The 20,590-nt window shown below is 73.4% G+C and carries 17 protein-coding genes; 7 read left to right on the top strand and 10 right to left on the bottom strand.

Annotated features, from left to right (window positions below):
* Nucleotides 1–105: 105 nt before the first annotated feature.
* Complete coding sequence (locus ACIBNE_RS27245; RefSeq protein ID WP_399275960.1) at nt 106–1,245, top strand: PAC2 family protein; 1,140 nt, start codon at nt 106–108, stop codon at nt 1,243–1,245.
* A 178-nt stretch (nt 1,246–1,423) separates the two neighbouring features.
* Here ACIBNE_RS27245 and ACIBNE_RS27250 read toward each other — a convergent pair whose 3' ends face one another.
* Nucleotides 1,424–2,383, bottom strand: a complete 960-nt coding sequence (locus ACIBNE_RS27250) for a superoxide dismutase (protein ID WP_399275962.1) — start codon at nt 2,381–2,383, stop codon at nt 1,424–1,426.
* Nucleotides 2,384–2,632: 249 nt separating this feature from the next.
* Between ACIBNE_RS27250 and ACIBNE_RS27255 the strand changes: the two genes are divergently transcribed.
* Together ACIBNE_RS27255 and ACIBNE_RS27260 are read left to right on the top strand one after the other, a co-directional pair.
* Complete coding sequence (locus ACIBNE_RS27255; RefSeq protein ID WP_399275964.1) at nt 2,633–4,435, top strand: S8 family peptidase; 1,803 nt, start codon at nt 2,633–2,635, stop codon at nt 4,433–4,435.
* 52 nt (nt 4,436–4,487) lie between these two features.
* Nucleotides 4,488–5,141: a hypothetical protein gene (locus ACIBNE_RS27260; RefSeq protein WP_399275966.1), complete on the top strand. Its 654-nt coding sequence runs from the start codon at nt 4,488–4,490 to the stop codon at nt 5,139–5,141.
* Nucleotides 5,142–5,236: 95 nt separating this feature from the next.
* Here ACIBNE_RS27260 and ACIBNE_RS27265 read toward each other — a convergent pair whose 3' ends face one another.
* The 5 genes from ACIBNE_RS27265 to ACIBNE_RS27285 form a co-directional block, all read right to left on the bottom strand.
* On the bottom strand, nt 5,237–8,302 hold the full coding sequence (locus ACIBNE_RS27265; RefSeq protein WP_399275967.1) for an NPCBM/NEW2 domain-containing protein: 3,066 nt from the start codon (nt 8,300–8,302) through the stop codon (nt 5,237–5,239).
* Between the two features lie 103 nt (nt 8,303–8,405).
* A complete protein-coding gene (mshC, locus tag ACIBNE_RS27270) occupies nt 8,406–9,635 on the bottom strand; it encodes a cysteine--1-D-myo-inosityl 2-amino-2-deoxy-alpha-D-glucopyranoside ligase (protein WP_399275970.1) in 1,230 nt (409 codons plus the stop codon).
* Between the two features lie 123 nt (nt 9,636–9,758).
* On the bottom strand, nt 9,759–10,583 hold the full coding sequence (locus ACIBNE_RS27275) for an SCO1664 family protein (protein ID WP_399275972.1): 825 nt from the start codon (nt 10,581–10,583) through the stop codon (nt 9,759–9,761).
* On the bottom strand, nt 10,550–11,137 hold the full coding sequence (locus ACIBNE_RS27280; protein ID WP_399275974.1) for a DUF3090 domain-containing protein: 588 nt from the start codon (nt 11,135–11,137) through the stop codon (nt 10,550–10,552). Before ACIBNE_RS27280 ends, ACIBNE_RS27275 begins: the two co-directional genes overlap by 34 nt.
* A 68-nt stretch (nt 11,138–11,205) precedes the next feature.
* A complete protein-coding gene (locus ACIBNE_RS27285; protein WP_399275976.1) occupies nt 11,206–11,925 on the bottom strand; it encodes a histidine phosphatase family protein in 720 nt (239 codons plus the stop codon).
* A gap of 83 nt (nt 11,926–12,008) precedes the next feature.
* Between ACIBNE_RS27285 and corA the strand changes: the two genes are divergently transcribed.
* Entirely contained in the window at nt 12,009–13,001 is a 993-nt protein-coding gene (gene corA / locus ACIBNE_RS27290) for a magnesium/cobalt transporter CorA (protein ID WP_399275977.1), read from the top strand.
* A gap of 75 nt (nt 13,002–13,076) precedes the next feature.
* Here the strand turns inward: corA and ACIBNE_RS27295 are convergent, their stop codons facing one another.
* Nucleotides 13,077–13,862, bottom strand: coding sequence for a ferritin-like domain-containing protein (locus tag ACIBNE_RS27295; RefSeq protein WP_399275979.1), 786 nt, complete (start codon nt 13,860–13,862; stop codon nt 13,077–13,079).
* 226 nt (nt 13,863–14,088) lie between these two features.
* Nucleotides 14,089–15,138: an LLM class F420-dependent oxidoreductase gene (locus ACIBNE_RS27300; RefSeq protein ID WP_399275981.1), complete on the bottom strand. Its 1,050-nt coding sequence runs from the start codon at nt 15,136–15,138 to the stop codon at nt 14,089–14,091.
* A 142-nt stretch (nt 15,139–15,280) separates the two neighbouring features.
* Here ACIBNE_RS27300 and ACIBNE_RS27305 point away from each other — a divergent pair, with 142 nt between their 5' ends.
* Entirely contained in the window at nt 15,281–16,264 is a 984-nt protein-coding gene (locus ACIBNE_RS27305) for an aldo/keto reductase (protein ID WP_399275983.1), read from the top strand.
* Nucleotides 16,261–18,615, top strand: coding sequence for an AAA family ATPase (locus tag ACIBNE_RS27310; RefSeq protein WP_399275985.1), 2,355 nt, complete (start codon nt 16,261–16,263; stop codon nt 18,613–18,615). The genes ACIBNE_RS27305 and ACIBNE_RS27310 overlap by 4 nt, the downstream gene beginning before the upstream one ends.
* Before the next feature lie 49 nt (nt 18,616–18,664).
* On the opposite strand, the gene ACIBNE_RS27315 is transcribed toward ACIBNE_RS27310, so the two are convergent.
* Nucleotides 18,665–19,345: a hypothetical protein gene (locus tag ACIBNE_RS27315; protein ID WP_399275987.1), complete on the bottom strand. Its 681-nt coding sequence runs from the start codon at nt 19,343–19,345 to the stop codon at nt 18,665–18,667.
* A gap of 47 nt (nt 19,346–19,392) precedes the next feature.
* On the opposite strand from ACIBNE_RS27315, the gene ACIBNE_RS27320 reads away from it, so the two are divergent.
* A complete protein-coding gene (locus ACIBNE_RS27320) occupies nt 19,393–19,581 on the top strand; it encodes a DUF5703 family protein (RefSeq protein ID WP_399275989.1) in 189 nt (62 codons plus the stop codon).
* 126 nt (nt 19,582–19,707) lie between these two features.
* Here the strand turns inward: ACIBNE_RS27320 and ACIBNE_RS27325 are convergent, their stop codons facing one another.
* Complete coding sequence (locus tag ACIBNE_RS27325) at nt 19,708–20,559, bottom strand: chaplin family protein (RefSeq protein ID WP_399275991.1); 852 nt, start codon at nt 20,557–20,559, stop codon at nt 19,708–19,710.
* Nucleotides 20,560–20,590 lie beyond the last annotated feature (31 nt).

A 20,590-nucleotide genomic window follows, 5' to 3' on the forward strand; every position in this document is an offset into this window, starting at 1 on the left:
CCTGCGAACGGCAGGTTCACCCGGCCGTGCGCAGGGGCTGCGGCGGGGTGCCCGGTTGGCCGTAAGGTTGGGGCGTACGCAAGGGAACTTCGGAAGGAGGCCTGGGTGATCGAGCTCGACGGGGTTCCCGAGCTGATCGACCCGGTCATGGTGGCCGCGTTCGAGGGCTGGAACGACGCCGGCGACGCAGCCTCCACAGCGGTCGCACATCTGGACCGGGAATGGAAGGGCGAGGTCTTCGCGGCGCTGGACGCCGAGGACTACTACGACTTCCAGGTCAACCGCCCCACGGTCTGGCTGGACGGCGGGGTGCGCAAGATCACCTGGCCCACCACCCGGCTCTCCGTGGTCCGGGTCGGCGGCGACAAACCGCGCGACCTGGTGCTGGTGCGCGGCATCGAGCCCTCCATGCGCTGGCGCTCGTTCTGCAACGAACTGCTGGGCTTCGCCCACGAACTGGGCGTGGAGATGGTGGTCGTACTGGGCGCGCTGCTCGGCGACACCCCGCACACCCGCCCCGTGCCGGTCAGCGGCGTCACGTCCGACCCGGACCTGGCCCGCACCATGGACCTGGAGGAGACCAGGTACGAGGGGCCGACCGGGATCGTCGGCATCCTCCAGGAGGCGTGCACGCACGCGGGGGTGCCCGCGGTGAGCCTGTGGGCCGCCGTGCCGCACTACGTCTCGCAGCCGCCCAACCCCAAGGCCACGCTGGCCCTCCTGAACCGCCTGGAGGACCTGATCGGGCTGCGCATCCCGCTCGGCGAGCTGGCCGAGGACGCGCGGGCCTGGCAGCTGGGCGTCGACCAACTCGCCGCCGAGGACAGCGAGGTGGCGGAGTACGTGCAGACGCTGGAGGAGGCCAGGGACACCGCGGAACTGCCCGAGGCGTCCGGCGAGGCGATCGCCCGGGAGTTCGAGCGGTACCTGCGGCGCCGCGACGGCGGTCCCGGGCAGGGCCCAGGCGGAATCGCCACGGAGAGCGGCGACGGGGCGTCGTACCTGCGGGACACGTCGAGCGGCCGCACGCGCCCGCCGAGGCGCCCGAAACCGGAGACGGAGACGGAACCCGGGCCGGAGGCGGAAACGGAAGCGGGGCCGGAAGCAGGGCCGGAGACGGAAGCAGGGCCGGAAGCGGAAGCGCCCGAGGCCAAGGGCACGGATGCCACGGATGCCGCGGGCACCACGGACGGCGCCGCGGGCGAGGAGGGCGGCGACGCCCCCGAGGACCCGTCCGAGCACTGACCCGCACGGTCCCCCGCACGGCACAGGAGGGGGGGGGGGGGGCCCCCCCCGCGCCCCCCCCCCCCCCCCCCCCCCCCCCCCCGGGCCCCCCGGGGGCCCCGGGGGGGGGCCCCCCCCCCCCCCGGCCCCCCGCCCCTCTCCCGTACCGAGACGACGCGCACCGGACAGAAGCCCCGCGTCAGACCTGCGGCACGGACACCACGTCGTACTCCGTGTCCGGCAGCGGGTCCACGTCGAACCGCGCGTTCGGCAGGTAGATCCGGTCGCCCCATGCTGCGGCGGTCGTCGGGATCCGGAAGTTCCCCGGGTCGGTGATCCGGGTGACCGCCCGGCCCTTGGTGCCCGACGCGTTCAGCCGGATCACGTCCACGGCGTTCTGTACCTGCTGCACCACGTACAGCAGCCGCCCCAGCCGCAGCAGTCCGTCCGCGTTGGGCAGCTTGAGCGCTCCGATGTCGACCGCGCGCGCCCGACCCGTACGCGGGTCGACGCGCATCAGCCCGCCGCCGCCCGCCACCGTGTTGGCGACGAGCAGCGCCCGTCCGTCCGGGGTCCGCTCGATGCCGTTGGCCGTGAAGCCGGTTCCCTGCTCCCACTCGCCGGTCAGCGGCACGGTCGCGAGCTCGCCCGGCCTGCCGTCCTTGCCCACCGGCAGCCGGTACAGCTGGGGCTTGAAGGAGTCCGTGAACCAGGCGGCGCCGGGGGTCAGGATCACGTCGTTGACCATGGCCGCCTGTGCCGGGGCGTACTGCGCGACGTACGCGCCCGTGCGGACGTCGGCGACGCGGATCTCCCCGCTGTACCCGCCCGCGACGAACAGCCGTCCGCGCGCGTCGATTTTGAGACCGACGGCCGAGCGGTCGGGACCCGTCCCCCTGACCACAACCCGTCCGGTGCCGCTGGCCAGCGACGCCCGGTAGATGTCGCCCGTGCCGAGGGAGCCGAAGTAGGCGTACGGTGCCGGGCCGATGGCGATGCCCTCGGGCCTGAACCCGTTGGGCAGCGGGAACCGGGCGGGCCACGGGTCACCCGCGGTTCCGGCCGCGCGGGCGGTCCCGGCGAGCGGTGCGACCAGTGCGGCGCCGCCCAGGGCCGCCGCGCCCCGCAGAAGTCTTCGACGTGCGAAAGAACCGTGCATCGGTCCTCCTCCTTACGAAGAGCACTCGTGTCCAGTTGTCCCCCACCACCCCACCACACGCCCCCTCCCTCCGCAGTGTTTGGCCGAATTGCGGCGTGACATCGCTTTCAGGACGGAATGCAGGGGCTTCCCAAGCATCTTGATTTCAAACCCAGTTCACGCAAGCGGGGTGGACGGACCCGCGAACCGGTAGCAGGGTGTGCCCCGAAGAGCCGTAGGCACGAAGATCCGAAGGGAGCGGTCACCGCGATGACCGATCAGAAACTCCCCGGCCAGGGCCCCGGCACGGCGGGCCCGGGACCCGACGGAGCAGGATTCACCTACCAAGGAGCCGAACCCGAGCTGATCGTCGTCGCTCGCGCGGAACCCCGGCTGCGGGCGGGCGCGGAGGGCGTGCGGTCGGCGGCCGGCGCCGACGTCTCCGCCCTGAGCATGTTCCTGAGCGACCAACAGCTTTCCCTTGAGCCGCTGTTCGGCAACGAGGAGCGGCTGCGCGCGGCCGCTTCCCCGCAGGCCCCGCAGGCCTTCACCGGCTCCCCGGGCCCCGCCCTGCCCGACCTGTCGCTGTTCTACCGGGTGCGCGGCGGCGGGGAGAGGTCCCACGAGCTGACCGCCCGGCTGGCCGCGCTGCCAGAGGTCGACACGGCGTACGTCAAGCCGGGCGCCGTGCCCGCGACGATGCCGGGCCCCGTGCACCACCAGGGGCCGGGTGCCGAGTCCGGCGGCGCGGGCCCAGGCGAGGAGGCCAAGCGGCTCAAGGAGGGCGCGCCCGCGACGCCCGACTTCACCGGGCGCCAGGGCTATCTGGCCGCCGCGCCCGAGGGCGTGGACGCGGTGTGGGCCTGGCAGCGCCCCGGCGGCACGGGCACGGGCGTCTCCGTCGTGGACGTCGAGGGCGCCTGGCAGCTGAGCCACGAGGACCTGGTCGAGAAGCTGTCCGGGATCCTGATCGGCAGCCCGGTCCAGGACGTCGCCTGGCGCAACCACGGCACGGCCGTGCTCGGGGTCATCGGCGGCGACCGGGACGGCAAGGGCGTCACCGGCATCGCGCCCGGCGCCTCCTGCGCGGCCGCGTCCTTCCAGGGCGTCGGGACGGCGGCGGCGATCCACGCGGCGGCGGACCGGCTCCGGCCCGGCGACGTCGTGCTGGTCGAACTGCACCGGCCAGGGCCCCGGTTCGACTTCGAGGCGCGCGACGACCAGCGCGGCTACATCGCCCTCGAATGGTGGCCCGACGACTACGCGGCGATCAGCTGGGCGACCGCCAAGGGCGTCCTCGTCGTCGAGGCGGCGGGCAACGGAGCGGAGAGCCTGGACGACGCGGTGTACGAGCGCAGGCCCGACAGCTTCCCGGAGACCTGGCGCAATCCGTTCAACCCGTCGAACCGTTCGTCGGGCGCCGTCCTGGTCGGCGCGGGCGCCCCGCCGCCCGGCACGCACGGCCGCGACCACGGCCCGGACCGCTCGCGCCTGGCGTTCTCCAACTACGGCGCCCGGCTGGACGCCCAGGGCTGGGGCCGCGAGGTCACCACGACCGGCGGCTTCTGGGACCGGGCGGGCGACCTCCAGGGCGGCGCCGAGGAGATCGCCTGGTACACCGACACGTTCTCCGGGACCTCGTCGGCCTCCCCGGTCGTGGTGGGCGCCCTGGCGGCCCTCCAGGGCATCCTCAAGGCAGCGGGCCTCGGTCCGATGAGCCCCGAGCGCGCCCGCGAGGTGCTGCGCCGCACGGGCTCCGCGCAGCAGGACGCACCTGACCGCCCGGCCTCGCAGCGGATCGGCAACCGCCCCGACGTCAGGGCGGCGGTGGCCCTGCTGGTCCCCTCCACGATCGGCTCGGGACAGGCCGAGAGGTACTGGGACGAACTGCTCCCCTACCCCCGTGAGCTCCCGCCCCGCCTGCGGCTGTTCGTCGCGGGCGCGTGGCGGAACCTGAACCACCCCGCCCCCGACGTCCGCCAGGCGGTGCACACCGCCTTCGCGGGGGGACGGCCGGACGTACGCGTCTGGTACTCGGACGACGAGGTCGTCGGCCTGGTCGTCTCCGGCTGAACCGATCGGCCGGAAATCCGCTGGATGAGTCAACAGGGAAGGTGAACAGCGAATGAGCACCACCCCGCAGATGAGCCAGATGAGTCAGCTGGGCCAGTCGGGCCAGCAGGGCCAGCAGGGCCAGCAGGGCTACGGGCAGGCCTACGGCCCCCAGCAGTTCGCCCCGCAGCAGTACGGGCAGCAGCTCGGCCAGCAGGGCCCCAGCACTTCCCCGCCGCAGGGCATCGGCCAGCAGGGCATCGGCCAGCAGTACGGCCAAGGCATCGGCCAGCAGTACGGTCAGGGCATCGGTCAGCAGCAGCTCCCGCCGCACCTCCAGCAGCAGCTCCAGCAGCTCGGCCAGCAGCAGCCCTACCAGCAGCTGCTCCAGCAGCTCGGCCAGCCCCAGTTCCCGCAGCAGTACGGGCAGCAGATCCAGCAGGGTCAGCAGATCGGCCAGGGCCAGCCGCTGGTCATCCCCAGCTCGATCGACGCCCAGGCGCTCGTGAGCGGCATCGCCACCAAGTACTGGGACGTCGTGACGCCCCTGCCCGGCCAGCCGTCGATCCTCTACCTGTTCGTCAACAACAACTGGCGCCAGCTGGTCAACCCGAACGCCGTCACCCATGACGAGGTGCAGGAGGCGTTCGCCTTCGGCCACCAGGTGATCGGGTTCTACGACGACACCAACAGCGTGATCCAGGCAGTCGTGGTCAACAAGCAGTAGCCGCTCCTCCCGCGCAGAGGGCGCCGGGTGGGCAGTGCCCACCCGGCGCCCGGCCGTGCGGCCGTGCGGCCGTGCGGCCGAAGGGTGCGGCGGTGTCAGTCCGCGCAGTGGAAGCGCGCCGCGGCCCAGTCGCCGTGGTCACCGCTCTTGGACCCGTTGGTGTCCGTGACCTTCAGGCGCACGTGCCGCGCGCCGTCCAGCCGCACGTCCACCGGCACGGTCGCCGAGGCGCCGGTCAGCTTCGGCGAGGTCCACAGCACCTTGCCGTCGGCCTCCACGGAGAAGGCCGCCTCTCCATAGCCGTTGATCTCGTCGTCGATGCCGACGTCGGCGGTGAACGCGGTGCACTTCCCGCCGAGGTACACCTCGATGTCGGAGTCCGCGTGCACCCCGATGCCCTTCTCGTACGTCTTCCCCGCGAGCGTCAGCGTCCGGCCGTCGGCCGCGCCCGACTCCCCGTTGCTGCGGTCGCGTTCGGCCGGTCCGTACCCGTTGGCCGACTTGAGCCACACCAGGTCGCTCGCCCAGGCCTGTCCGCTCGGCGCGGGCGGCATCAGGGCGATGCCGAAGCGCTGCGTGGAGGTGCGCTCCTGGCCCGCGGAGCGGTACCGGGCGAGCGCGGTGAGCCGGGTGTCCCCGGCCGTCGCCCCCGCGTCGGGGACGACGCCGACCTCGACGCGGCGCGTGGTGCCCGCCGCGAGCCTCTCGACGACCGGCGCGTCGGTGACCCGCCAGCCCTCGGGAGCGGCGAGCGAGACCCGTACGCCCGTGGCGTCCCTGTCGCCCGCCGTCACGTCCACGGCGACCCTGCCCTCGGCGCCCGCGCCCAGTTCCTGCCCCGCCGGGACGGAGAGCGACGCCTGCGCGCCGGGCACCGCGCCGCCGACCGCCGCGGTGTCCTCCAGCTCCAGGGTGAACGCCCGGTCCGTGCGCAGCGGCGCGGTCTTGACCTTCACCACGCCCCCGCGGTCGTCGCGGTCGTACCACCAGCCCTGCGCGGCCCTGTCGTACGCGCCCTTCGACGTCAGCCTGGGCAGCTCACGCCCGCCCAGTTCGACCTCGCTGGGCGCGTCGCCGGTGTGCACGGTGAACTGGTAGGGACGGGCCTTCTGCTTGCCCGCGAACTGTCCGACGCTGGCGCCGATCCGTACGGTCACGTCGCCCGCCCCGCTCTTCGGGGCGTGCACGCGCGCCTGCTGCGTGGCGTACTTCCCGGCCCTGTGCTGCCGGGTCACGCCGTCGTCCTCGTACAGCGTGAAGTCCGACTTCCCCTGCGGGTAGACGTCCCAGGCGAGCGGCGATCCGGCGGTGCGGTCCGCGTACGAACGGATGCCCGGCCACATGGGCACGGCGGCGCCCGCCTTCACGAAGAGCGGCAGGGTGTCGAGCGGCGCGCTGTAGTGGTCGACGGTGGTCGGGCCCTGGTAGGTGCGCCCGCTCCAGTAGTCGACCCAGGTGCCCTTCGGGAGGTAGATGCCGCTGCGTACGGCGCTGTCCTGGTAGACGGGCGCGACGAGGAAGTCCTCGCCGCTGAGGAACTCGTACTTGGCGGCGTCCGTCGCCGCCTTCGGGTCGTCCGGGTATTCGAGCGCGAGGGGGCGGACCATGCCGACGCCGGTCTTGGTCGCCTCGTGCGCGTAGGAGTACTGGTAGGGCAGCAGCGACTCCTTCAGCTTGAGGTAGTCGCGGTTGATCGAGGTGTACGGCTCCCCGTACCGGAAGGGCTGCTTGTCGTTCGCGGCCCAGCCGTCCATGGTCATGGTCGTGCCGAGGAACATCTTCCACTGGAGGTCGCGGGTGTACGTCTTGGCGCTGCCGCCGAAGATCCCGTCGACGTCGCCCGTGGTGTAGGCGAGGCCCGACATGGTCGCGCCCGCGTAGGTCGGGATCTGCCAGCGGATGTACTCCCAGCTGCCCGACTGGTCACCGGACCACTGCACGCCGCAGCGCTGCGCGCCCGACCAGCTCTCCGGGGCCCAGGTGAAGCCGCGCGCGTCGCTGTTGGCCTCGATGCCCGCGTACGCGTCCTTGCAGCCGTCGAGGGCGAACTTGTAGCCGTCGCCGACCCAGGCGACGTCCAGCTTGGCGACCCGCTGTCCGGCCTTGACCTGGTCGGCGAGCTTGTCGATGCCGTCCTCGGTCCACAGGCCGAGCTGCATCTTGCGGTCGTTCAGGCCCTCGGCGGTCTCGGCCAGGTCCTCGTAGCCGCAGCCGTAGCCGTCGTTGACGAGCATCCAGCCGTTCGGCATGTCGTTCTCGACGTACCCGTCGGCGACCTTCAGCGCGTCCAGGGTGCGGCGCTCGCCCCGGTTGGCGTTGTGCAGGTAGCAGTCCGCGTCGCCGATCTCCATGCCGTAGATCGGCGGGAGGAAGGGCTTTCCGGTGAGCTTGGTGTACTGCCCGATGACGTCCTTGGCGCCGGTGCCGGCCGCGCCCGCGAAGTAGTAGGCGTCGAAGCGCCGTTCCTTCGCGGAGGTGGTGACGGGCTCGGCGAAGGAGTAGGTGTTCGGGGCGTAGGTGTTGCGGTAGACGCCGTACCCGGCCGACGAGAGGTAGAACGGCACGGAGTTGGGGTGGCCGCCGTCGTTCCAGTTGTAGTCGACGCCGACCTCGACGGTCTTGCCGCGGTGCGAGGTGTTGCCGCGCCCGTTCTGCATTCCGGCGCCGTAGAACTGCTCGTCGGCGCCGCGCGCGAGGGTCTGGGTGGTCTTGTCGCCGTCCCAGGTGAGGCCCTTGGCCTCGGACCAGAGCAGGCTGCCGTCGGCCCGGTGGAGCGCGAAGCGCAGCGGGGACTTGAAGGCCTTGAGGGTGACCTCGGAGGTGGAGAGCTCGTAGCGGTCGCCCCTGTCGCGCCAGCGGGTGGCGGGCGGGGCGCCCTGCGGGAGGACGATGTCGGTGCCGGTCGGGTCGGCGTACGAGCCGTCGGGGGCGAGTTCGATGCGGAAGGTCCCGGCGGAGACGAAGCTGACGCGCGCCTCGGCGGCGCCGGCCCTCAGCCGGTAGACGGGACCGTCCGCGGTGAACCCGGTGACGTCGCCGACGGTCGTGCCCGCGGGGGCGGCGGGGCCGTCGGCGCTCGCGGTGCCGGGGCCCGCGAGCGCGGCGCACAGCCCCAGGAGCGCGGCGACGGCGGCCGCTCTGAACCGTGTGGGTGATCTCATGGAGCCGTATCTAGCGGTACGGCACCGGCGGGGACCATGGACTGACGGGGTCCGCTCCTGGACTTACGTGCCGGGAGCGGACCCCGCCGGGGCCGTCGGACCGTTACAGCGCGACGCCGAGCAGCGCGTCCACGGCACGGGAGACGACGCCGGGCGCGCCCTCGTCCTCGCCGCCGCTCTCCTCCTGGAGCGCGGCCCAGCGGTCGACGGCGGCCAGGGCGCGCGGGGCGTCCAGGTCGTCGGCGAGCGCGTCGCGGAGCTCCTCGACCAGCGCGTCGGCGGAGGGGCCGTCGGGGCGGGAGACGGCGGCGCGCCACCGGCCGAGCCGCTCCAGGGCGTCTTCGAGCACCTGGTCGGTCCACTCCCAGTCGGCCCGGTAGTGGTGCGCGAGGAGGGAGAGGCGGATGGCCGCGGGGTCGACGCCGTCGCCCCGGAGCTTGGAGACGAAGACCAGGTTGCCCTTGGACTTCGACATCTTCTCGCCGTCGAGCGCGACCATGCCCGCGTGGACGTACGTCTGCGCGAAGGGGTGCTCGCCGGTCAGCGCCTGGGCGTGCGACGCGCCCATCTCGTGGTGCGGGAAGGCGAGGTCGGAGCCGCCGCCCTGGACGTCGAAGCCCATGCCCAGGTGCTCCAGGGCGATGGCCACGCACTCGATGTGCCAGCCGGGGCGACCGCGCCCGAGCGAGCCGCCGTCCCAGCTCGGCTCGCCCTCGCGGGCGGCCATCCAGAGCATGGGGTCGAGCGGGTTCTTCTTGCCGGGCCGCTCGGGGTCGCCGCCGCGCTCGGCGGACAGCGCCCGCATCAGCTCGGCGTCGTAGCGGGAGACCTCGCCGAAGTGCGGGTCGGCCTCGACGGAGAAGTAGACGTCGCCTTCGAGCTCGTACGCGGCGCCCGCGTCCCGCAGCCGTTCCACCAGCGGAACGATCTGGGGTATGGACTCGACGGCACCGACGTACTGCCGCGGCGGGAGCATCCGCAGGGCGGTCATGTCCTCGCGGAAGAGCGCGGTCTCGCGCTCGGCGAGGCCGGTCCAGTCGACGCCGTCACGGATGGCCCGCTCCAGCAGTGGATCATCGACGTCCGTCACGTTCTGGACATAGTGAACCTGCCGCTTGGTGTCGAGCCACACGCGCTGAACGAGGTCGAACGCGTTGTAGGTCGCCGCGTGACCCATGTGGGTCGCGTCGTACGGCGTGATGCCGCAGACGTAGATACGGGCGACGGGACCGGGGGTGAGGGTGACCAGACCGCCGGTCGCGGTGGAGTGGATCCGGAGGTCGCGGCCCTTGCCGGGCAGGGCGGGGACCTCAGAAGCGGGCCAGGCATGCATGTCATGAGCGTAACCGGATGCGGCTTCCGGATACGAACCGGATACCCGATCTTTGTCCGAAGACGCGCTCTTGCGCGCGAGTGCGCGGTGTGCCGGGGTGCTACACCGGCGGGTCGGCGGGGCCTACACCGGCGGCCAGGGGATCGCCGGCCACTCCCCCGAAGGCACCCGGTGCAGCCCGCTCCGCAGCAGCCCGTCCACCCGCTCCCGCAGCGCGACGACCTCCGCGCCGGTCAGCAGCTCCGCCAACCGGGTGGCGAGCGCCGCCCCCGGCTCCAGCTCCCGCGCGAGCCGCCCGAGCGCGACCACCGCCTCCTCGGGCAGCGGCTCCCCCGCCCACCCCCACAGCAGCGTCCGCAGCTTGTCGTCGACGTTGAAGGTCACCCCGTGGTCGATCCCGTACAGCCGCCCGTCGGGGCCCGGCAGCAGGTGCCCGCCCTTGCGGTCGCCGTTGTTGATGACCGCGTCCAGGACGGCGAGCCGCCGCAGCCGGGCGTCGTCCGCGTGCACGAGCAGCGCGGTGCGCCCCTCTGCGACCTCGGCCCTGGCCACCGCCTTCCAGCCGTCCCCGGGCCGCCCGCCCTCCGGCACGTCCGCGAGGGCCAGCAGCTCGGGCACCGCCCCGTCCGCGGGAGCCTCGATCCACAGCTGGACCGCGCCCTCGCCGTACGGCCCGTCGCGCAGGACGGTCGGCGGGACCAGGCCCCAGCCGAGCGCGTCGGACACCTCGTACGCCGCGACCTCGCGCTGCGCCAGGGTCCCGTCGGGGAAGTCCCACAGCGGGCGCTCGCCCGCGACCGGCTTGTAGACGCACTCGGCGCTCTCGTCCTCGTAGGACACCGAGCACAGCAGCACCGCGTTGGACGCCTCGCGGATCTGCCCGCGCACGGTCAGCTCGCCCTTCGTCAGAAGGGTCAGGAGCGCCGGTATCCGTTCTGGCGCGGGCATACGTGTCCTTCCGGGTCGAGCGGCAGGCTGCACAGCGGGCAGGGCGGGCGCCCCGCGTTCACTACGTCCAGGGCGCGCTTGGCGAAGGCCCTCGCCTGCGCGCCGGTGAGCCGCACCCGCAGCATCGGCGGGCCGTTCTCCTCGTCCTGCAGGAGCCGCTCCTCGGCCTCCGCCAGGTCCTCCTCGGACTCCGCGTCGAGCTCGACCAGCGCCTGGGCCTCGACGATCATGCGCTGTTCGTCGCCGTCCCAGGCCAGCGCCATCGTGCCGACCCGGAACTCCTCCTCGACCGGCGCGTCCAGCGGCGCGGTGTCGGCGATCTCGACGGGCGCGACGGCGGGCACGGACGCGTTGCCGCCGGTCCTGCGCACGACCTCGTCGAGCAGTTCGTCGATCCGCTCGGCCAACGCGGCGACCTGGGTCTTCTCCAGCGCGACGCTGGTCACGCGCGGTCCGGACGAAGCCTGGAGGAAGAACGTGCGGCGGCCAGGCAGCCCGACCGTGCCGGCGACGAATCGGTCCGGCGGATCGTAGAGGAACACCTGACGGGACACGTCCGGTTCTCCCTTGAGTCGTCGATGGGGCCGTCGGTTGACGGCCCGTCCACCCTACTGCGTGACGATCACGGTGCTCCCGCGCCGCCGCCCACCTCAGCCGCGCCGCCGTCCCGCCCCGCGCCCTTGCCGTGCGCCGCGCCCTGTTCCTTGTCGCGCGGAGCGAGGGAGGCGAAGTCGCCGGTGTCGCCGAGCCTCAGGAGGAAGGGTCTCAGCCGGGTGTAGCGGATCGCGGTCAGGGAACACGGGTCGACCGAGATGCGCTGGAAGAGGTCGAGGTGCATGCCGAGGGCGTCCGCGACGAGGGACTTGATGATGTCGCCGTGCGAGCACATCACGTACACGGCGTCGTCGCCGTGCTCGGCCGTGACGCGCGCGTTCCACTCCCGCACCGCGTCGACCGCGCGCGCCTGCATGGCGCGCATGGACTCGCCGCCGGGGAACGCGGCGGCGGACGGGTGCTGCTGGACGACCTCCATCAGCGGCTCGTCGGACAGTTCGGCGAGTTTGCGGCCCGACCAGTCGCCGTAGTCGCACTCGCTGATCCGCTCCTCGGTGTGCAGCGCGAGTCCCGGGCGGGCGTCGAGCAGCGGCCGCAGCGTCTCCCGGCAGCGCTGGAGCGGGCTGGAGACGGCGGCGGCGAGCGGCACCCCGGCGAGGCGCGCCGGCAGGGCGGCGGCCTGGGCGGCGCCGCGCTCGTCGAGGCGGACGCCGGGCATCCGTCCGGCGAGCACCCCTTCGGTGTTGGCGGTGGAACGTCCGTGGCGTACGAGGATCAGCGTGGCCATGCCCGCCAGCCTAGGCGCTGGCCCCTGGTTCCCGGCGGGCCGCCGGGAACCAGGGGGTGCGCCGCGCCCGCCGCCGGGGAAGAATGCACGCCGTGATTGTGGACAGTGCCATTTACCGGGACGGGCGCCGCACCGAGGGCCCCGACGACCTCTCCGACGCGCTCGGCGAGGCGCGGGCGACGGGCGACGCGTTCCTCTGGGTCGGGCTCCACGAGCCGACGGAGGACGAGTTCGAGCTGGTCAGCAGCGAGTTCGGGCTGCATCCGCTGGCGGTCGAGGACGCGCTGACGGCGCACCAGCGGCCGAAGCTCGAGGTGTACGACGACTCGCTGTTCATGGTGGTCAAGCCGGTGGTGTACGAGCCCGAGCACGACACGGTCGCCACGGGCGAACTGATGATCTTCCTCGGGGACTCCTTCGTGGTGACCGTCAGACACGGCGAGGGCGCGCCGCTGACCGCCGTGCGCAAGCGCCTCGAAGCCGAGCCCGACGTGCTCAGGCACGGCCCGACGGCGGTGATGTACGCGCTGTGCGACGCGGCCGTCGACCACTACGTGGACGTGGCGGGCGAGCTCCAGACCGACCTGGAGGAGCTGGAGACCGAGGTCTTCGCGCCGAACGGGTCGACGAAGAACACGGCGGCGCGGATCTACACCTTCAAGCGGCAGGTGCTGGAGTTCCGCCGGGCGACGGGCCCCCTGGCCCAGCCGGTGAACCGGCTGGCGGGCGCGGCTGGCGTGCCGTTCGTCCACGACCAGTCGCGGCCGTTCTTCCGGGACGTCAGCGACCATCTGACCCGGGTCAACGAACAGGTGGAGGGGCTCGACCGGCTGCTGTCCGACATCCTCTCGGCGCACCTGGCGCAGATGGGCGTGCGCCAGAACGACGACATGCGGAAGATCTCGGCGTGGGCGGCGATGGCCGCGGTCCCCACGATGGTCGCGGGGATCTACGGGATGAACTTCGACCACATGCCCGAGCTGAAGTGGGCGTGGGCGTACCCGACGGTGGTGCTGCTGATGGCGGGCGCGGTGCTGGGCCTGTACCGCCTGTTCAAGCGCCGCGGCTGGCTCTGACCGCGCCCGTCCCTTTCACCCGTCGACCGCGCCCGTCCCTTTTGTCTGCTGTCGGACGTTTGGGAGCGGTACCGCTCAGAAGGCCGGGGCCGCCGGGGCCGGGCCGCCCATCGGGTCGTGCAGCTCGGGCTGCTTCAGGGAGACCATCCGCCGCCAGCCGCCCGCCCGCTCGTACGCGTACATCGCGTTGATGCCCGCGGCGAGCGCCGCCGCCTTCGGTCTCGACCAGCCGAGGACGCCGCCGAGGTGGCCCATCACGGCGAGGCTGACGTCACGGTAGACGCGGACCTCGGCGCGGGCGCACTCGTGGAGGGTGTCCAGGATGGTCCTGCCGTGCCCTTCGGCGGCGAGGCGCAGCAGTTCCTCGTGGCAGTACGCCAGGTGGTTGTCCTCGTCGTGGCAGATCATCCTTATGGCCCGGCCGACGTCGGGGTGGTCGCCGAAGTACTTGACCAGCATGTCCATCTGGTCGGCCGCGCGCTGTTCGGTGACCCTGCTGTGCGCGAGGTAGACGATGACGTCGTGCTCGGTCAGCGGCTCCTCGCGGCGCAGCTTGTCGTGGGCGAGGCCGATGCCGCGCTGTTCGAGCAGCATCGTGTAGTCGGTGTCGGGCGGTACCGGCACCGGTTCGAGGCCGCGCTTCTTGAGCAGTGCGTTGAAGATCCGGCCGTGCTTGTCCTCGTCGGCGCCGTGCCGGGTGACCTTCGGGGCCAGGGCCGACATGCCCTCGGGCAGGAGGGCCGCGATCCGGCCGTTCTCCCAGCCGCCCTGGGCCTCTCCGCTGGCCGCGATGGAGCAGAAGAGCCGGAACGACGCGTCGTTGTCGATGATCTCCTGGAACAGGCTACGGGCCGAGAGCATCACTGCCACCTCCGAACGGGCCGGGCACGTATCCGCAAAGAATTAGTCAAGTGCGGTACGGGGTGACAGGCAACAGCTACGTCGGACTTCTCCGCCAAAAGGCGGATCGGAAGGCGCTCTTCCCGCGTAACCGGGGGGCGCGCCACGCGTTGTTCCCCGTGACGGCCGTGGCGGGGAAGACCCCCGAGCCCCCACCACGGCCGCTGATCTCCCGCCGGGGTCCCGGCTACGCCAGTCCGGCCCGCTCCAGCGCCTCCGTGCCCGCGCGCAGCGCGGTGATCCGCTCGTCGAGCGTGAAGCCGGCCGGGGCGAGGGTGAGGGTGGTGACCCCGGCCTCGGCGTAGCCGGTCATCCGCTCGGCGATCCGGTCGACGGAGCCGAGCAGCGTGGTCTGGTCGATGAGCTGGTGCGGTACGGCACCGGCGGCGCCGTTCTTGTCGCCCGCGAGGTACTTCTCCTGGATCTCGGCCGCTTCCTTCTCGTACCCCATGCGCTGGGCGAGCTGGTTGTAGAAGTTCTGCTTGGCGCTGCCCATGCCGCCGACGTACAGCGCGGTGTACGGGCGGAACATGTCGGCGAGTCCCCGGACGTCGTCGCCGACGGCGAGCGGCACGGTCGGGCAGACGTCGAAGCCCTCCATGGTCTTGCCGACCTTCTCGCGGCCCGCGCGGACGTGCCGGAGCGCGGTGTCCTCCAGGTGCTCGACGGAGGGGAAGATCAGCAGGGCGCCGTCGGCGATCTCGCCGGTCTGCTCCAGGTTCTTGGGGCCGATCGCGGCGATGTAGAGCGGGATGTACTCGCGCTCGGGGTGCACGGTCAGCTTGATCGGCTTGCCGGGGCCGCCGGGCAGCGGCAGGGTCCAGTGCTCGCCCTCGTGGGTCAGGCGCTCGCGGGACATGGCCTTGCGGACGATCTCGACGTACTCGCGGGTGCGGGAGAGGGGCTTGTCGAACTTGACGCCGTACCAGCCCTCGGAGACCTGCGGGCCCGAGACGCCGAGGCCGAGGCGGAAGCGGCCCTTGGAGAGCGAGTCGAGGGTGGCGGCGGTCATCGCGGTCATGGCGGGCTGCCTGGCCGGGATCTGGAAGATCGCGGAGCCCACGTCGATGCGCTCGGTCTGGGCGGCGACCCAGGTGAGCACGGTGGCCGCGTCGGAGCCGTACGCCTCGGCCGCCCAGCAGACGTCGTAGCCGAGCCGGTCGGCCTCCTGTGCGACGGCGAGATTGTCGGCGTCCATTCCGGCGCCCCAGTAACCGAGGTTGATCCCGAGCTTCATGGCCGAATCCCCTAACCGTCTACCCATGAGTAACGTCTCTCTGCCGCGGACTGTAGCGCGTGGGGGTACGGAGTTGTCCACACGTGCGGGTTTGTCCACAGCCTCACGCGCCGCACAGGCCGGGCCAGTAATCTCAGCGCCCATGGAGCAGAGGCATCTCGGCCGCACCGGCCTGCGCGTGTCCAGAATCGGGCTCGGCACCCTCACCTGGGGCCGGGACACCGACGAGCACGACGCCGCCGACCAGTTGAAGGCCTTCTGGGAGGCGGGCGGGACCCTCGTCGACACCGCCGACGTGTACGGCGGGGGCGAGGCCGAGTACCTGCTGGGGCAGCTCGTCGGCGGGTTCGTGCCGCGCGAGGACCTGGTCATCGCGACCAAGGCGGGCAGCGTGCCCGACCCCGACCGGCGCTTCGACGGCTCGCGGGGACACCTGCTGGCCGCGCTCGACGCCTCGCTCCAGCGGCTCGGCACGGACCACGTGGACCTGTGGCAGGTCCACGCGTACGACGTGGGGACCCCGCTGGAGGAGACGCTCCAGGCGCTCGACCTCGCGGTGACCAGTGGGCGCGCGCGGTACGCGGGCGTGTCGAACTTCTGCGGCTGGCAGCTGGCGAAGGCCGCGACCTGGCAGCTCGCCGCGCCCGGGACGCGCACCAGGCTGGCAAGCACACAGATGGAGTACTCCCTGCTCCAGCGCGGCGTGGAGCGCGAGGTGCTGCCGGCCGCGCTGGACCTGGGCGTGGGGCTGCTGCCCTCGTCCCCGCTGGGGCGGGGCGTGCTCACCGGCAAGTACCGGAAGGCCACGCCCGCGGACTCGCGGGGCGCGTCCGAGCACATGGCGCCGTTCGTCGAGCCGTACCTGGACGAGGTGTCGGGGCGGGTCGTGGACGCGGTCTCCATAGCGGCGGACGGACTGGCGGCGACGGCGCTCCAGGTGGCCCTGGCGTGGGTCAGGGACCGGCCGGGCGTGGTCGCCCCGATCGTGGGCGCGCGCAACGCGCAGCAGCTCGTGGCCGCGTTGTCAGTGGAGACGCTTACGCTTCCAGACGAGATCTGCCGAGCGCTCGACGACGTGTCCGCGCCCGTGCACCGCTACCCCGACCAGGACTGGAGCACCCTGTGAGTACGGACCGCGCCGAGGCCGCCCCCGAGGGGCAGCCCGCCCCCGAGGACCCGACGCCCGAGGCCGCCACGAGCGGGGAGGACACCGGGACGGCCCCCGAGGAGGGGGCCGCGGCCCGGGACGGGGCGCCGGAGGAGGACGGCTCCGACGAGGACGGCGCGGGGGACGCCCCGGTAGAGGGCGCAGCGCCCGATGCGGACAACGCACCCGACGCACCCGACGCTGACGCCACGGGCGGGGCCGGGGTCGAGGACGGCACCGAGGACGGCGCCGAGGACGAGGGGTCCACCGGTACGGACGGCGCCGCGTCCGGAACCGCTGTCGAGGCCGGTGGCGAGCAGTTGTCCGAGGCCCAGGCCGAGCTCGCCGCCCAGCGGGAGCTGCGGGAGCGCATCGCGCGCCGCAAGGCCGACAAGGACGGGCCCATCGCCGCGGGCACCGCGCTGAGCGGCACGGCCGCCGATCTGCTCGCGGCCGTGCGCGCCGTGGAGGGCGGTGGGAAGTCCACCGGGTCCTCCGTCTTCGACGCCCCCGCACCGGCCGCCCCCGAGCCCGCCGAGCGGGCGGTGCCCGCGTCGGCGCGTCCTCTGATCCCCGAGCCCTCGCGGGAGCCGGTCGCCGGGCCCGAGGCACTGGCCGCCGCGCGCGCCGCGCTCACCGCCGGCGGGGCGCCCGACGCGCTGGCGCCGCAGGCCGTCGCCGCGCTCGGCGAGCAGGCGGGCGACGTGCTGCGCGCCGACCCCTGGCAGCTGCTCGCCCTGGCGGGCGTGCGCCCCGAGCAGGCGGACGGCTACGCCCGCGCGCTGCTCGGCGCGGAGTGCGGCCCAGGCGACGAGCGGCGGACCGCGGCGCTGGTCGGCCACTTCCTGGAGCGTGCCGCGCTCCAGGGGCACACGGCGCTGGACGCGGACCAGGTGCGCGCCTCGCTCGCCGCGCACGCGGTGCCCGACCCGGACGAGGCCCTTGAGCACGCCGTCGCGGAGGGCGTGGTGCTGGCCTTCCGGGAGGACGAGGACGAAGAGGCGGCCGAAGGCGAAGCGGACGGCTACGACGAGGAGCGGCCCGAGGGCGAGCAGGGCGCCGTCGCGGACGCCGCCCCGGCCGCGCCCGTGCAGGTGCTGCTGGGACTCGACCGGTACGCGCTCGCGGAGGAGAGCCTCGCCGACGGCCTGGCCAGGCTGGTCAACTCCTGTGAGAGCGACGAGGAGTGGGGCGGACAGGACGGCGGGCTGGCCGGCGCGCTCGCGGCGAACGGCCTGGTGGTGCACACGGGCGGCGAGGCGGCGAGGGCCGAGGCCGCCGCGCTGGTCGGGGCGGCGCGCTCGCGCGGGCTGCGCGCGTGCGGCGCGGCCCACACCGCGAACGGCCGCCGCAGGCTCGCCGGGTCGCTCGGCGACGCGGCGGTCACCGTGGCCGGGCTGCTGTCGGGCGCCGAGGGCCCCGGACGGGACGGCGAGGGCGCGCTCGCCCTGGACCTGCTGGTGGTGCTGGACGCCCCGCAGCTGGACGTGGAGTCGGCCGCGATGCTGGTGGAGGCGCTGCCCGACGGCTGCCGCCTGGTGCTGAGCGGCGACCCCGGGGTGCTCGGGGCGGCGGGCGCGGGGCGGGTGTTCGGCGACGTGCTGGCTTCCAGGGCGTGCCCGCAGATCGCCTCGCGCGTGCCGGACCCGGGCCCGATCGGCGAGTTGGTCTCCGGAATCGGGATCGGTGAGCTGAACCGGGTGGAGGCGCCCGGCAGGGAAGTGGTGATCGTCCCCGTGCGCGACGCGGGAGAGGCGGTGCACCGCACGGTCCAGCTGGTCGCGGACTCCGTGCCGCGGGCGATCGGGGTGGCATCGGCGGACACCCAGGTGATCACGGTGGGCCACGGCGGTTCGGCGGGGACGCGCGCGCTCAACGCGGCGCTGAAACAGCGGCTGAACCCGGGCCCCGGCAGGTTCGGCGGCTTCGACCCGGGCGACCGGGTGGCCCATTCCCCGGCCCCCGGCCGGACCGTGCAGGCGACGGTGGTCTCGGCCGACGCGCAAGGGCTGCGGCTGGACTGCGAAGGCGAGCCCCTGGTCGTGCCGAAGGAGCGCGTCGAGGCGACGGTGCGGCACGGCTGGGCGCTCACGGCGCACCAGGCGGCCGGGATGCGCTGGGCCGCGGCGGTCGTGGTGCTGCCGGGCGACGCGGCGCAGGGGCTGAGCCGCCCCTGGGTGTACACCGCGTTCGGCCGGGGCGAGCGGCATCTGTCGGTGGTGCACGGGGTGGACCAGGAGCTGCCGCGCGCGGTGGCGGAGCGGCCGGCCCCGGAGCGTACGACGCGGCTGCGGGCGCTGCTGGAGGCGACGCCCGCGCCCGTGGCGTGACGGAGGCCGGTCCCGTCAGGAGCTCCCTGACGGGGCCGGCCCCGCCGGGTCAGTCGTCGGAGTCCAGGTCGTCGTCGAAGTCGTCGTCGTCGAAGACGGAGCTGACGTCGAAGCGGCACACCACTCGCTGCGGGTCCGCCTGGTCGAAGGGGGCGTTCAGCCACTCCCCCGGCTCGGGCAGGTCGTCGGCGGCCGAGACCCAGAGGGTGGAGTCGCCCTCCTCCAGGCCGAACTCCTTGTGCCGCGAGGCGATCTCGTCCGGTTCGTACTCGCCGAAGAGCACGCCCAGCGCGGCGTGGACGCTGGCGCCGACCGCCGCGGCGGCTCCCTCCCGGCCGCCCGGCTCCGCGCGGTCCGCGGGCTCGTCGGCCTCCAGGTCGGCGATGCGCTGGGCCTGGGCGAGCAGTCGCTGCGGCTCGGCGACCGCGTAGTCGCGGCGGATCAGCACGCTCAGTGCGTTGGGCTCCTCGGGCCCGTTGTACGGCGGCAGGGAGTCGTCGACGCCCGGGATCTCGAAGGGGGTCACCTCGTCGTAGCGGTCGTAGAGCCGCTCGTCGTAGACCTCGGCCGCCGCGGCGAGCGCGTTGAACGCGTCGTAGACGGCCGGATCGTCTTCTCCCGTGCGGTTCTCGACCGCCTGGAGGTGGCGGTCCAGCGCGGCTTTGACCGCCTCGACGGCGGCACGTACCTCGACAGCGGTGGGCTGCGCGGGAGCGGAAGCATCAGACATAGTGCAGACGCTATCCGTACAGGCCCTCTGCCCGCACAATAGATGCGATGCCGGAATACGAATTTGTCGATGTGTACGTGCCACGGGGCGTTTCCCGCAAGGAAGCGACCCGGCTCCTGACCGATCACGCCGAGTACGGACACTGGGAGTTGGACCGACTGAGGCTGCTGCGGGACGGCAGCCGCAAGGTACGGCTGAAGAGACGGATCATCCGCCAGGCGCGAGCGACCTGGTGAGTTCCGGAAACGACGGAGGGCCCCGCCGGTGTGGGGCCCTTCGTCGTGTGGTGCCGGGTGTCGGCGCGCCTCCCGGCGCGCCGCCGGGTGCCGCTCACGCGCCCGCGCGGGCGGTCCGCTCCGTGATCACGCGGACACTCGGGCCCGTCGGTAGAGCACGGCGCCCGCCAGCAGGAGTCCGGCGCTGGCCGGGATCGTCAGGCCGAGCGCGCCCGAGCCGGTGTGCGCGAGCTCGTCGGTGCCGGGAGGGACGTTCCGCGTGCTGGGCGTGTTCGGGTTCCCGGGCTCGTCGGGCAGGGCCGGGACGTCGGGCAGGTCGGGGGTGTTCGGCGCGTGGGGCGTGCCCGGTTCGCCGGGAGGGCCCGGCTCGTCGGGCGTGACGGGCACGTCGGGGACGTTCGGCCCGTGGGGGGTGCCGGGGTTGCCGGGCTCGTCCGGGGTGCCGGGCTCCTGCGGCTTGCCCGGCTCGTCCGGGGTGCCGGGTTCGTCGGGGGTACCGGGCTCGTCCGGGTAGTCGGGGCCGCCGTAGCCGTCCGACTCGTTGGAACAGTCGTTGCCGGTGACGGCGTTGCCGAGGCCGCCGATGGTGATGCTGTTCCCGCAGGCGTTGACCGGGGCGTCGACGGGCACCTGGACCTGGTTGCCGGAGAGGAGGCCCGGCGAGTCGGAGGTCTCGGCCTGCGCGGCGGACGCGGGGCCGCTGGACCCGCCGCCGTAGGAATCGTCCTCCGCGGGCGAGCTGTTGGTGCACTTGTTGCCCGCGGCGGGGTTCAGCAGCCCGACGCCGTTGACGGTGTTTCCACACGCGTTGACCGGGACGTGCACCGGGACCTGGACCGCGTTGCCGGAAAGGACTCCGGGGGAGTTCGCGGCCTGTCCGTTGGCGCCCGAGTCCGCCTGGGCGTTGCCACCGCTCAGGGCGAGCACGCCGCCTGCGGCGGCGATGGTGATCAGGCTCTTGCGCGCAACTTCTCGCATAGGTTCGTACCTCTTGCCTTCTGGCTACAGG

It is taken from the genome of Streptomyces sp. NPDC050504 (assembly GCF_044458065.1).
In the GTDB taxonomy this organism is placed as follows: Bacteria; Actinomycetota; Actinomycetes; order Streptomycetales; family Streptomycetaceae; genus Streptomyces.